The organism is Allocoleopsis franciscana PCC 7113 (assembly GCF_000317515.1).
Taxonomy (GTDB): Bacteria; Cyanobacteriota; Cyanobacteriia; order Cyanobacteriales; family Coleofasciculaceae; genus Allocoleopsis; species Allocoleopsis franciscana.
In genome coordinates this window covers 6,886,427-6,899,652 of record NC_019738.1, presented here as the reverse complement: position 1 = coordinate 6,899,652, position 13,226 = coordinate 6,886,427, and the positions used below count along the sequence as shown (strand labels likewise).

The following is a 13,226-nucleotide window of genomic DNA, read 5'->3' as shown; positions in this document are numbered from 1 at the left end:
AGAAAAGAAATAGTTGAATCGGGTTATTGCGGATTTGGCAAGTCAGATGAAGAATCGGCGTCAGCGTCCCAGTTCGTTTGTTGAGATTGACTTGGCAGACCGGATTGCTACCAGTGGTTATATCACGTTGGGTGAGGGGGGAGAGCAAGTTTATATTGAGGAATACCGCCAGCGGGTTGAGGGGAAGGTGTTGGAGATTGTGGAAAATCACCCGACGATTGCGGCAATTCGGAATGGGGAAGCGGTGACGGATTTGCAACTGGTGGCGTTGGAGAGAACGCTGCGGCAAGAGTTGGGTGGGGGGAATGTGCAGTTATCGGAGTCGAATATTCGCAAGGCGTTTAATTTGAAGGTGAATAGTTTGCTGGCGTTTTTGCGGGAGTTGATGGAGATTGAGGCACTGCCAGATTATCAGGAGGTGGTGAGGCGGAATTTTGAGGAGTTTATTAGCCAGCGTCAGTTGAGTGAGTTAGAATCTGAAGTTGCACCGATGAAGGCTGAACGGTTGAAGCTGCTCAAGGAAATCAATCGCCTGACATTTGAGAATGCTGTTGCACCTGCCGATGATGAGCCAACTCGCCTCGCTTTGGAAGCAGATAGGCAACAATTAGCACAACTGCACGAGCAAATGGCACCCCTGCAAGCGGAAATCAATCAATTGAATCGCCAGTTTTGGGTGACAAAGGCGCAGGTGAAGGCGAATAAATACGACCTTTCAGCGAGTCGTTACCGTCAAATTGAGCAGGATGAGCCGTTTTATGAGTCACCACAGGTGACGATGGAGCGGTTATTGAAGTTAGAGCATATTATGACGACGGAAATGCAAGAAATCATGCAATGCGTGAAGTCAGAGTGAGATTATTTGCAGTATGTCGATAGCCAAAGCAAATAAGTTACCCAATGGATGGCGATGGGTCAAGTTGGAGGAAATCGCCGATAAATCTCATTATGCACTTTCCAGTGGTCCTTTCGGTTCAAACCTGACATCGGCACATTACCAAAATACAGGAGTACCTGTATTAAGAGGACTGAATATATCTGATGGTCAGTTGAGCTTAGAGGATTTGAAATTTATTAGTGAAGAAAAGGCTAAAGAGCTGGCGCGAAGCGAAGTTAAGCCAGGGGATGTCGTTGTTGTAGCGGTTGGAGCTTCAGGGCTTGCTTTTCAAATTCCTGAATCTCTTCCACGAGCAATCATGTCTCAAAATTTCAATAAAATTACACCTGACTTAAGTCAAGTAAACGCAAAATACCTTGAAATTTGTCTAAATAGCGATATTGTTCAATCACAACTCAAGCAAGAAATTACCGATACTGTTCGTACATTTCTTAGCCTGACCAAGCTAAAGGACGTAGAAATTCCTTTGCCGCCGTTAGCGGAACAAAAGCGGATTGCTGCGATCGCACAAAAAGCCGACAGACTCCGACGCACCCGACGCTACGCCCTACAACTCAGCGACACCTACCTGCGATCCGTCTTTTTGGAGATGTTCGGCGACCCAATCGCTAATCCGAAAGGATGGAAAACAAAATTATTAGATGAAATCAGTGAAGTACAGGGTGGACTTCAACTAAGTCAGAAAAGAGATAATCTTGAACTTAAGTTACCCTATCTCCGAGTCGCCAATGTTTATAGAAACAAACTAGATTTATCAGAAATAAAAATAATAGGTTTAACAAAAGAAGAATTTATACGTGTCAAGCTTCAAAAAGATGACATCTTGATTGTTGAAGGACACGGAAATGCTGCGGAGATTGGAAGGTGTGCAGTCTGGGATGGCTCTATAAAAGATTGTGTACATCAAAACCATTTGATTCGTGTTCGTGTGAATCTTAAAATTGTCAATAGTGCCTATCTCAGTCACTATATAAATAATTCAGGTGGTCAAAAATACTTTCATACCTCAAGCAATACTACGAGTGGATTAAACACTATTAGTACGGGTATCGTAAAACAGTGTATTGTTCCCATTCCCCCCCTCCCCCTCCAAGAAAAATTTGCCCAAATCGTCCAGAAATTTGAACGCATCCGCACCCAACAACGGGAAGGCGCTCGCCAAGCAGAGCATTTATTTCAAACCCTGCTGCATCGTGCTTTTCGAGGTGAACTGACTCCTCAAGACTCCAATGATGAGCCTGCATCCCTCTTATTAGAACAGATTGGCGCAGAACAGGCACAAGCCGAAGCGGAAGCCAAAGCCGCTACTCAGACGATGGGTGATGCTGCTGAGTATGGTGGCACGAAAGCAAAACAGCAAGACACAGAACCCATCTAGCTAACGATACCAGGAATAGAGTAGGACGATGAGGTAGTACACGCTCTGAACTCGAAAATAGCTTCCCCTTTGGAGAAGGAACCAGCACTCAACCAGAGGCTGAAACTAGAATGATAGAAGGCAATCTTTGTTGCCTGGAGCGTCTATCACCTATTTTTCAATTGAATGGATGTAGAAACGTTACTACGGAAGTTCCCCCGTACAGATGAACTACAAAGGGAGAAAAAGCTTGAGTGACGGGAACTAGAGCCATTTACTCCCAGAAAGCCGTACCCATGTTTTTAAGAATTTTTTAAGATTTTGGCGGGGAGATTTCTGGGACAATAGTAGCCATGTATATTGAACGAGTCCCTAACAGAAATTCACCCCCCGCTGTCCTCCTACGAGAGTCCTATCGTGAAGGGGGTAAAATCCGTAAAAGAACTTTAGCTAACCTGTCAAAATTACCGGATACTGTCATTGATAACTTGAGAATAGTGCTCAAAGGCGGCGCAGCTATTGAAAATCTCTCCGAATCATTCTCTGTAGAAAGAAGTCTACCTCATGGTCATGTAGCTGCGGTTTTAGGAACAATCAAAAAACTGTCTTTGCACCATCTAATCTCACCCTCAAATTCGAGAAAACGAGCTCTAGTTTTGGCGATGATCGTGGCGCGTCTCCTTGACCCTCGTTCCAAGTTAGCCACAGCGAGAGGATTGCACAGCGAAACGTGCAATTCATCGTTAAGTGAACTGTTGGGCTTAGAAAAAGCCGATGAAGATGAATTGTATGAAGCAATGGATTGGCTGGTATCCAAACAAGAATTAATCGAAAATGAGTTAGCCCTAAGACATCTATCCGAAGGAGCTTCGGAAACTTCTTGAACAAGAAGCTGTTCAACTCTCATTATTTGATGAAACTGACTTAGTAGAATTTTCTTGTTCTGATTACCCCAGTGAGCGGCTAATTGCTTGTCGCAACCCGATGCTTGCTCAAGAAAAGTCTTTGACTAGAATTGCTTTATTACAGGCGACACAGCAGGAACTCAATAAGATTGTTATCGCCACTTCACGAGATAAACGCGCCCTCAAAGGAGCCGACCAGATTGGACTGAGAGTGGGGCGAGTTCTCAATGCTACATGTGTGGGGAAATACTTTAATATTGCCATCACTGAGACAAGTTTTTCTTACTCATTGAATGAAGCGGCTATCGCCAATGATTCGGCTTTGGATGGAGTCTATATTATTCGGACTTCAGTCAAACCGGAGACTTTAGATGCGGCTCAAACGGTGAGAACCTATAAAAGCCTTTCTACTGTCGAACAAGCTTTCCGCAGTTATAAAACTATCGATTTGAAAGTACGTCCAATTTATCACCGTTTAGAACAGCGCGTCAAAGCTCACGTCTTCTTGTGTATGCTGGCTTATTATGTGGAGTGGCACATGAGGAAAGCTTTAGCTCCACTGCTGTTTGACGATGAAAAAGTCACAGTTGAACCGGAGGGAAAAAGTTCAATTGTTGCTCCATCTAAGCGTTCAAAGAAAGCCCGCGCTAAGGCAGCGACTAAAAAGACACCTGAAAAGCTTCCTGTCCATAGTTTTCGGACTTTAATGACTGATTTAGCAACGATTGTCAAAAATAAATTCCAGTCTAGTGGTCTGGAGACTTCTCTAATGTTTGAGAAAATTACTCAACCGACTCCACTCCAACAAAAAGCGTTAGATTTGTTAGAAGTTTCCTTAATTTGTACCCAGTAACAGCCGAGGAGTTGAGTCTCTCCCTCTCTCACAGCATAGGTTGTAGTTTTTTGTCAAAGGGGAACTTCCGTTACTACAACGTCTAGACATCGGAGAAGACCAAGACATTGAGTTCAAGTCTGCCGATGGAGGATTACCAAAAGATTTGTGGGAAACGGTATCCGCCTTTGCCAATACAGATGGAGGCTATATTGTTCTCGGTGTAAGCGAGAGTAAGGGTAGGCTCGTAATTTCTGGGGTACGCAACCCCAATGGCGCACAGAAAAACTTCTGGGATATTCATAACAACCTACAAAAGCTCAATGCCCCAATCTGTTCTAACTCTGATGTGCAAGTTGTAAAAGTTGATGGATACAGCCTAGTCACTATTTGGGTATCCAGAGCCACACGTACCCAGCGACCTGTGTATATCAACAATAACCCCATGACTGGTACCTACAAGCGTAATCATGAGGGAGATTACCGTTGCACTCCAGAGGAAGTGCAGCAGATGCTACGGGATGCCAGTAATGACCCTCAAGACTTTCAGATTTTAGAAGGGTTTGACTTGACTGACCTCGACCCAGAGACACTGAAATCCTTTCGTCAACGGTTTAGTTCTAGGGAACCCGATCACCCTTGGCTGGCACTAGATGATCGGAATCTGCTCTGTCAGCTAGGTGGTTGGCGTCGCAATCGCAGCACAGGTACAGAAGGACTGACACTAGCGGGTCTGCTCATGTTTGGTCGGGAACGCAGTCTCCTAGATGCTCTTCCTCACCACCAGCTTGATTATCAGGAGCAGTTGTCTGAAAATCCAGAAACACGATGGACGTATCGACTGACGCTTGACGGCAAATGGGAGCCTAATCTTTTCAACTTTTACTATCGTGTTTATGGTCGTCTAGTTAATGACCTAGATGTTCCATTTAAACTTGACAAAGATGCTGTACGTCAGGGTGAAACCCATGTGCATGAAGCCTTACGTGAAGCTTTGGTAAACACTCTTATTCATGCATTTCATCAATCTACTCGCCCTATCTTAGTTATCAAACGTAAAGAAGGTTTTTTATTCTCTAATCCGGGTCGCCTTAGAATCCCGCTTCAGCGCCTTTACGAGGGTGGTTATACCGATCCTCGCAACCCTAATCTGCAAAGAATGTTTCAAATGCTCGGTCTGGGGGAAAAAGCAGGCTCTGGCTTTCAGAAGATTCTCCGCGCTTGGAGAGAACAGCAATGGTTTAGACCCTTGGTGTCAGAAAAATTAGACCTAGATATGACATTAGTTGTTCTACCAATGGTCAGCTTGATTCCCGAAAATGTTGAGAAAGAATTAAGGGAAATTGTAGGTAATGATTCTTATTGCAGCCTGACTGAGCTAGACCGGATTGTCTTGGTGCTAGCGCATCGACTTGGAGAAATCACTAATACTGACATTCAATGTTATAGGCAGGAACATCCTAGAGAAATAGGCGAATGTCTCAAGCGTCTTGTGAGAAATGGTTGGTTACAACAATCTGGTCGCGGTCGCGGAACTCACTACAATTTGCCAAACCAAGAGCAACCGGATTTGTTTTCATTACTCTCAGGCTCCGAGCATAATGCCTCTAGCTCCGAGCATAAGGTATTTAGCTCCGAGCATAAGGCGCTACCCTCTGAGCATAACGAGCCTCACTCCGAGCATAACGAGCCTCGTTTAGAGGATAGCGAAGATTTTCAGTTAGGGCTTGCTGAATAAGTCGGCGAAAAACAACCGATGGATTAATCAGTTATTTAATCCTGGAATAATAATGAGCTTTTGTTGTTGTTAATTCCCACAAGCATAAGCCGAATTAATAGTTATCGAGAAAAAAGGCGTGATGTTGTGTATTGCACAAAAAAAGACAAAAAAACTGCCGTAGCAGGGTGGAAAGATTCATGACTAAAAAAGTGATAGCAATAGCCGTTTGAGAAGTATGAGGCAGTTTAGCCATGACGCGATTCAAGCTAAATCTTCGCTTTGAGATGCCAAATTTTCCTTCAATAGCATTGCGAACCTTCTCGTCGTCTAAGGCTTGTTTCTTTTTGTCTGAGCTGACATTAGCTGGAGGTCTGCCTAAGGGGGGGCCACTTATTCTAATCCCTCTTTCTTTACAGAATGCTCGATTCTCGCGATTTCGATAAATTCTATCTACATGTACTGATTCGGGATAGACTCCTGTGTGCTGTTTAAATGCTTCTATTTGGGCTTTTAAGTCTCCGGCTTCATTAAAGTTATCCCAGCTTATACGGTCTAAAAAGACATATCCATCTCTGACGCTTGCTGCTAGTTTAGCTCCAAATTCTACAGGTTTTCCGGCTTTTCCTCTCACAATTGGACGGATATGGGGCTGACTTAAACTGACTATTCTGTCGTCAATTCTCTGGGCTTTATTCTCATACATCCATTGCTGTTGACGGTAAACTTCCGCCACCACCAGCAAGCTCTTATATTGAGAGATGCTCAAACCCTCAAGTGCTTCTCCTGTCTGAAGGAGCTGGTCAATGTGTGATAAATTTCTTTTTATATATTTCAGTTGTTTTTTTATAGCTTTTCTTCTCTCTTTTCTTGACGATCTCCGTTTTTTGGCGACTTTCAAGTAATCTTTCCGAGCGAGGTTTCTATAAGTTTTTGGCTTTTTCTTTAGTCTCCCTTTTAGGGGCTTATAGAGAGTATCTATTATCTTTTCCGTTTTGACTCTGGCTTGATTTAATAGACCCAAGTCATTGGGATAGCTGATATCTCCTGGCGCACAGGTAGCATCCAGAATTAATTTCCCTTGATTCGGGCTTTCTCTTGTTTCTTGCCTTTCTGAGAGTGAGCTTTTTTTTTAGATTCCTCCTCTGTTTCTTCCTGAATCTTCTTTACCATTCTTTGATTTATTTGATTTACTAAATCAACATTTATCCTTTCTCTAAATCTTACCAAAAGTGAGGCATCATAAGGGGCTTCGTTGCTGTAATGCTTTCTCCCTATAAAGTATTGTAAGTAAGGGTTTTCTTTTATTTGTTCTACTGTTTCCCGATCGCTTATTCCTAATCTTTCTTTGATTATTAATGAACCCAATGCCATCCGAAATGGCAGCGCAGGTGCCCCCATATCAATAGAAAAAATTTTGGCGTATTCCTCTTCAAATTCATCCCAGGGTATCAGATTTGCCATGATTACCCAACGGTTATCTTGTGATAACTTTCCCTCAAAGGGCAGCTCAAAGTTTTCCGGTGGGGTCGGGCTTGAGGAAGCTTTTCTGTACATTTTCCCTGCTCTTGGTACAAGGATTTTGTGGGATTCTACCAGATTTCCTGGGAGCTGAACAACTTTCAAGACCGCTCAAACTATTTATAGCTAAGGGTTTCCGGTTTTTACAGCAAACCCCAGTTATGGAAAGTTGCTACCCCTGTTCGCGAAACGAAACGAGCAGAACCGCAGTTAGTGCAGCGCGTTATTCTAGAACTTTGTTCAGGACGTTATCTGCCACTCAAGACCTTGGCTGAACTGTTGAACCGTAGCACACACACTATTCGGACTCATCATCTGGACTTCTTACTAACGGAGGGTTTGCTGGAACTTAGATACCCAGATCAACCGAATCACCCTTATCAGGCATACAAAACTGTATCACTCCCAGAAAACAGGCTTGATCCAGTCTCTGAGAGTCTGTCACAGAGCTAATCCAGCTAACGTTGTCAAAGTTGGGATAGCCCCATAAAAAGCGCTCTTTAGTGGCAAACTGCATCACATCCACGCTTGGTGCAGTCAACCCGATCACCTTTTTTGTTGTCTCCGCTTCAAATCTTCAGCCAATCGAATATCCACCAGTTCTTCCTCCTCCCACGTTTCGCCATTTGGTTTAACAAGTCGTTGACCGAGTTTTTGCAGTTCTGCATCGGACGAGCTATCGCCAGACTAAAAGCTGGATTTAGCTCAATTCCCCCATCCCATTGTGAGAATAAAATCCATTTTGCTGTGCCTTGCCATTTGCCAGCCCTTCAGACGCCTCTACCGTCGAGCTCTTACCCATCGCCTTACCAATCATTGCCAACAACGCCTGTGTCCTCGCCTCAAAAAACCCCTCAAAATCATCATTCCGCAATGTCTCCGGCTCAATTAAATGCGATCGCAAAATCTCATCAATCCGCTGTCTTGACATCCCCTGCGCCTCCAAATTCGCCAGATACTCCGATGGAGCCTTTCCCCCTAGCAACTTATTTGTCTTCGCCGTCAGGGGAGTCTTATTAGACATCTCCGAAAATAGCCAAAAGCAGTCTCTGACTGCTTTTGAAGTATTTAACGCAGCCGGGTAATTTGAACCATTTCAACGTTTTTATTAGGGCTACAGCTAATTCAAATCAATAATTATCCCAAATATATCTATTTTTTATCTAAAATGTTTATCGATTTAGTCGCAGACTGAGCTATTTATAAATAACGTCCCAATCCTTAATCTGACTAATCCACACACTAGAAGAATTATTCTCTGATAACTCTTGGCTCTTAGGCGAAACCTTTCTTGGGCTACACGGAAAATCTTTAGTAATCTAATTACGTGTTCAACAAATATTCTCTCACTCGCTTTCTCTCGATTTTTTTGTTTTTCTTCTTGGCTTAATTCCCTGGCTCTCGGCTTTTTTTGAGGAGTTTCTATTTGGACTTCTCCTATATAGCCTTTATCTCCTTTGAATTTTTGTGTTGGAGCTAACTTGGATTGACCTTCTCTCCAAATATTTATGTCGCTAGTCGGCCCTGGCTTTCCCACTATAACATCTACAATCTCTTGTCCATTTGGTGTGACAATTAATTGATTTTTCAAAGTATGGTTTTTCTTTTTGCCTGAATAAAACTTTTTTTGTTCTTGATAGTCCTTGGGTCTCGGTATTGGCTGTTCACAGCTATCCACTATTAACTCCAACTCGGCGAGAATTTCTTGCACCCATTTATACTCACCGGGATTTTTTTTACTTGTTCCAGCAGACTAGCAGGCAGCAATTCCCTCAATAGCTCTGACCAGTAGTGAAATATGTCATTCGCTGTTGATTCACTAACTCCGAACTGGACTCCTAGCATCTGGAATGTTGGCTCCGGGTGTAGATATACCAAAGTTAATATTATTTGGTCTTTGACTGATAGTTTTGGTCTTCTACCTCCTCCTGCCTTGTTTATCCTTACTTTTCTTTGCTCAATCTCGATATCTTTCTGTTGATGTAATAATTCAGCGGCAGCTATTAATTGCTGTAACTGTTCGTACTCTAGTCCAATTAATCGTTTACTTTCTTGTTGATTTTTTTCAAGGTACTCTGGTATATTACTCATTTTACTGTAAAAATTAAAAAGTAAATTATAATATTACCACTTTATTTTCGGTTTTTAATTATATTTCGGAGATGTCTACTGATTTTTGGTTGAGATGAAGTAATGTAAGAACCTGAAACGACCAAAACTCGCAGTTTTGGACATTAAGTCTTTAAAACTGACAAATAACTCTTTAATGGACAAATGTACAACAAAAAGGCGGCACCCAGATTTGAACTGGGGGATGGAGGTTTTGCAGACCTCTGCCTTACCACTTGGCTATGCCGCCGTAAGCTTGGCTTTCTATTATATCACCAGATGCTAGTTTTTTCTAGCTCTGTGGCAATAAATCGGTACCAACTGAGTCACATCCAGTCTAGTTTATCATCCCCGGTGAACTCTCAGTCATAAGATTATCCTGGTACCCATCAGAAATTATGTATAAATTATGTAGAAATACTGTTGCATTGCTATACACCTAAAATTATTGCTACTGATCACATCTATGTAGATGTGCCACGAAAAACACCCTGTTCGATTGAGTGACAACTACAATCTGGGTGCCAGATATTTCCTGAATATCTATGTTCAGGTCGTGAGTCAGATTCCTTTTACGTTGAGCCTGATATGACCCAAGCCTCTCCATTACTAATTGCTCAAGTTACAGATATTCACCTGTTTGCCAATCCCAGCCAAGAACTCTTAGGACTTCCGACAGCGAAGTCTTTCCATGCCGTTATCGAACAATTGCAAAAATTGTTACCCCAACCCAATCTCCTGCTGCTCACGGGAGACTTATCTCAAGATGGGACACCGGAATCTTATCAGTATCTGCAAGACAGGCTCAAACCTTTAGGAATCCCAACCTACTGGCTACCCGGTAACCATGACCAACCTTCAGTAATTGCTCAAGTGTTCAATCAGGCTCCGATTTCCCCAAAAAAGTCTTTCTCTGCCGGAGGCTGGCAGTTTCTGTTACTAAGCTCAGCCGTTTCAGGACATGTCTATGGTCAGCTATCACCCGAAAGTTTAGCTTGGCTCGAACTACAGTTACAACAGAACCCTGAACAACCGACTCTCATTAGTTTCCATCATCCACCCTTTTCAGTCCATTCCGATTGGCTTGATCGCTTTTCCCTAAGGAATGCGGATGAGCTGTTTGCCATTATTGATCGCCATCCACAGGTGCGTTTGGTCGTCTTTGGTCATATTCATCAGGAATTTGAGCGATCGCGTCACGGTGTTCACTACCTGGGTTGTCCCTCAACTTGCTTTCAGTTTATGCCCAAAAGTGACAACTTTGCCTTGGACAACACCAACCCCGGATTTCGCTTAATCAACCTCTATCCCGATGGCTCCTTCAACACCCAAGTTGAACGAGTAAAATACGCCTATGAACTGTATACAGGCGCAAACGGCTATTAAGTATTAGGGGTCTTTGCTCCATTAAACATGCACTTAAAGTAGGGTGCGTTACACTCCGTTAACACACCCTACAGATGGAAAATTCACTTGATCAGCTATTCGGGGATGACCTGGTTGACTGACAAAACTCAACAAGCATAATCAAAGGAGCGTACTTGAAACTCCAAAGTATAGAGGCTTTGCTGATGTTGTTTTCGAGAAGCGATAGCTGGAGAGGGGTCAAAATTGCCGGTTAAACAAAAAGTCTCAAACAACTTCCAACCTCTGAGTAAAGCTGTTTTCACCCAATTCCAACCAATCCGCAAATATAGCAATCCTAAATCATTTGTGAAAACTCAGACTCATCGATATGCTTAAATAAGCCATAGCAGGAGGAGGCGTTGTTGAGCAATGGAAGAGTTGATGGATTTCATTCAAGGAAACCCAGACTCCAGGGAACTAAAACGAGCGCTGGCTGTGCAGATGGTAATGCAAAACTACACTCATGCTCAGATTGGAGAGATTTTGCGCGTGTCTGTAGGATTTGTCAATAAGTGGAAATATGCGTTTTTGTCACAGGGCATTGTCGGATTGAGACTTAAGCATCAAGGGTCGAGAGGTTATCTTAATGATGTGCAAAAACAAACAGTTATTAGCTGGCTCAAACAAAAGAATTACTGGCATTTAGACGAACTAAAGGAACACGTCGAAGATAGTTTTGGCGTGGTGTATGAATCAAACCAGAGCTACTACAAACTTCTGTTATGGGGGGACATCTGTGGTTATGTCTGGGGTAATACAAAAGAACGAATTGAAGTTCTCGTAATCAACGAGCGGCAAAGACAGACGTATTTTGGTGCGCTTAACTATTACACACAGGAATTTTGGGTTAAGCCTTATAAACAGGGGAATTCACAGAGCGCGATTGCCTTCGTGCAATACTTACTCAGGCAGTATCCTCAAAGCCGTATTGCCTTGAGAGAGGGATGGAGCCAGCTATCATCGTTCGGTTGAATTTAGAGCGTACTTAGATTCCGTAAATCAAGGACTTGATGAGAACGAATGGAAAGTTACTTGTATTCAGTTTGCTCCCAATGACCCAGAACAAAATCCTGTGGAAGACATTTGGCTGTATGCCAAAAGATTTGTGAGAGAGTTTTACCACTTATGTAAATCCTTCGCGGCAGTCAAGAGATTATTTGAACTCATTACTCATCATCAAGTCTTCGATTTTCCGAAAATCTTTATGTATAACTCATGTTCACGAATCATTTAGGATTGCTATATGTGGGGAGGATTTCAAAAAGTTATCAAGGAGGTTTTTCCTAATGCTCTCACAGTAATTGACAGATTTCATGTGATGCAATTAGTTAACAAAGCTCTGAATCAAATTCGTCTCCTATTAAACTTGAAAGGGTGAAAAAATCGTTGTTTGCTTCTCAAGAATAGTCAAGACTTAACCCTCGAAGAAAAAATTGAGCTAGACCACTTATTAAATCAGTCGGCTTGCTTAAGGATTGCCTATGAACTCAAAGAAGAATTAAGAGATATTTATGAAACGAGTAGCAGCTTAAAAATGGGCTTAAGACGGATGCAAAAGTGGCTGACTTATGCCCGGATCATTTTAGGGAAGACAGCCGATACCCTGGAAGCTCATCTGCCGGAAATTTGTCATTACTTTATCAATCGTACAACCAGTGGGGTGATGGAGGGAATCAACAACAAAATTAAGTTAATTATTCGTCAAAGTTATGGCTTTAAAAATTTTGATTCTCTGCGGGAAAAACTATTAGCTTGTTTATTTGATTATCAAAATTCATGAATCCAGGGAAGGCAAATATTGCAGAAGTTGTCTAGACTCTCCGCTATCGCTCCGAGTCCAGACAAAAGTCAAGAATCTCTGGAATTATATTATAAAAACTTATCACCATAAATACGGGAGAGCCGAGCCGATTGCTGGGTTGGGTAATTGTTCGCGATTTATGGTCGCGAACTAAACTGAAACTGTATTATTTTATGCAGGAGCGCAACCACTGTGCCAGTCCCTACTCTCAATCAAAAACAACAGGAAACAGCCGACCGAGCTGAGCGAATACAGGCAGCCATTACAACTCTCGAATCTAAAATTCGCCAAATTATGCAAGAGGGGGAAGTCGCTCCCAAGGGATGTTATGTGGCTCGTTACCAAGCACGAGGAAAACGAGCAGCTTACTGGTACTACAAGTTACAGGCAACCGAGCCGATTTTTCCTACTAAGGACAAGCCTTCTCGATACAAACATCTAGGAAAAGCTGGTAGTTGTGCTCACGTCGATAGCGTGATTCAGGTAGCTAGAAGAGTCCAAATTGATGAGTTGCAAAGGGCTATTGACTCTCTCAAACAAAGTTGGGCGGACTTGTATTCTACAAAGGAAGATTCTGGTCAATCGACACGCCGTGAGTAACTGAGTAACAGCGAGAGGGAGGTGGGTACTCTGTTCGCGACATATTAGCGCGAACAATTCCTGATGTTCATCACGGGTT

At 42.8% G+C, this 13,226-nt stretch carries 10 protein-coding genes, 1 tRNA gene and 3 pseudogenes; 8 read left to right on the top strand and 6 right to left on the bottom strand.

The window, feature by feature from the left end; translation table 11 throughout:
• Positions 1-13 precede the first annotated feature (13 nt).
• From MIC7113_RS35610 to MIC7113_RS28395, 4 genes and pseudogenes are all read left to right on the top strand, one after another.
• Complete coding sequence (locus tag MIC7113_RS35610) at positions 14-856, top strand: type I restriction-modification enzyme R subunit C-terminal domain-containing protein (RefSeq protein WP_216596348.1); 843 nt, start codon at positions 14-16, stop codon at positions 854-856.
• Positions 857-869: 13 nt separating this feature from the next.
• Entirely contained in the window at positions 870-2,276 is a 1,407-nt protein-coding gene (locus MIC7113_RS28405) for a restriction endonuclease subunit S (RefSeq protein WP_015185632.1), read from the top strand.
• Between the two features lie 332 nt (positions 2,277-2,608).
• Positions 2,609-4,013 (top strand): annotated as a pseudogene (locus MIC7113_RS28400) (IS1634 family transposase).
• Positions 4,014-4,101: 88 nt separating this feature from the next.
• A complete protein-coding gene (locus tag MIC7113_RS28395; RefSeq protein WP_051055825.1) occupies positions 4,102-5,730 on the top strand; it encodes an RNA-binding domain-containing protein in 1,629 nt (542 codons plus the stop codon).
• A gap of 94 nt (positions 5,731-5,824) precedes the next feature.
• Here MIC7113_RS28395 and MIC7113_RS35605 read toward each other — a convergent pair.
• The 6 genes from MIC7113_RS35605 to MIC7113_RS28360 form a co-directional block, all read right to left on the bottom strand.
• Positions 5,825-7,266, bottom strand: a protein-coding gene (locus MIC7113_RS35605; RefSeq protein ID WP_390463838.1) for an IS5 family transposase whose coding sequence is annotated in 2 segments (ribosomal slippage) — positions 5,825-6,832 and positions 6,835-7,266 — 1,440 coding nt in all. Because the reading frame shifts where the segments join, the coding sequence is not laid out codon by codon here.
• Between the two features lie 313 nt (positions 7,267-7,579).
• A complete protein-coding gene (locus MIC7113_RS28380) occupies positions 7,580-7,771 on the bottom strand; it encodes a hypothetical protein (protein ID WP_155898110.1) in 192 nt (63 codons plus the stop codon).
• 159 nt (positions 7,772-7,930) lie between these two features.
• Positions 7,931-8,254 carry a hypothetical protein gene (locus MIC7113_RS28375; protein ID WP_041780253.1) on the bottom strand — a complete coding sequence of 108 codons (324 nt, stop codon included), beginning with the start codon at positions 8,252-8,254 and terminating at the stop codon, positions 7,931-7,933.
• Between the two features lie 156 nt (positions 8,255-8,410).
• Positions 8,411-8,908 carry an HARBI1 family protein gene (locus MIC7113_RS38355; RefSeq protein ID WP_041779866.1) on the bottom strand — a complete coding sequence of 166 codons (498 nt, stop codon included), beginning with the start codon at positions 8,906-8,908 and terminating at the stop codon, positions 8,411-8,413.
• A gap of 2 nt (positions 8,909-8,910) precedes the next feature.
• Positions 8,911-9,321: a helix-turn-helix domain-containing protein gene (locus tag MIC7113_RS38350; protein WP_041780252.1), complete on the bottom strand. Its 411-nt coding sequence runs from the start codon at positions 9,319-9,321 to the stop codon at positions 8,911-8,913.
• Positions 9,322-9,517: 196 nt separating this feature from the next.
• Positions 9,518-9,589: transfer RNA gene (locus MIC7113_RS28360), tRNA-Cys, on the bottom strand.
• Between the two features lie 338 nt (positions 9,590-9,927).
• On the opposite strand from MIC7113_RS28360, the gene cpdA reads away from it, so the two are divergent.
• From cpdA to MIC7113_RS28335, 4 genes and pseudogenes are all read left to right on the top strand, one after another.
• Positions 9,928-10,725 carry a 3',5'-cyclic-AMP phosphodiesterase gene (cpdA, locus tag MIC7113_RS28355; protein WP_015185630.1) on the top strand — a complete coding sequence of 266 codons (798 nt, stop codon included), beginning with the start codon at positions 9,928-9,930 and terminating at the stop codon, positions 10,723-10,725.
• Between the two features lie 390 nt (positions 10,726-11,115).
• Positions 11,116-11,980, top strand: a pseudogene (locus MIC7113_RS33930) (transposase).
• Between the two features lie 9 nt (positions 11,981-11,989).
• Positions 11,990-12,526: pseudogene (locus MIC7113_RS28340) on the top strand (ISL3 family transposase); the annotation flags it as partial.
• A gap of 213 nt (positions 12,527-12,739) precedes the next feature.
• Positions 12,740-13,147, top strand: coding sequence for a hypothetical protein (locus MIC7113_RS28335; RefSeq protein WP_015185629.1), 408 nt, complete (start codon positions 12,740-12,742; stop codon positions 13,145-13,147).
• Positions 13,148-13,226 lie beyond the last annotated feature (79 nt).

Coding starts and splice junctions, on each gene's coding strand:
- MIC7113_RS28405 (WP_015185632.1), top strand. CDS start 870: ATGTCGATAGCCAAAGCAAATAAGTTACCCAATGGATGGCGATGGGTC.
- MIC7113_RS28375 (WP_041780253.1), bottom strand. CDS start 8,254: ATGTCTAATAAGACTCCCCTGACGGCGAAGACAAATAAGTTGCTAGGG.
- MIC7113_RS38350 (WP_041780252.1), bottom strand. CDS start 9,321: ATGAGTAATATACCAGAGTACCTTGAAAAAAATCAACAAGAAAGTAAA.
- cpdA (WP_015185630.1), top strand. CDS start 9,928: ATGACCCAAGCCTCTCCATTACTAATTGCTCAAGTTACAGATATTCAC.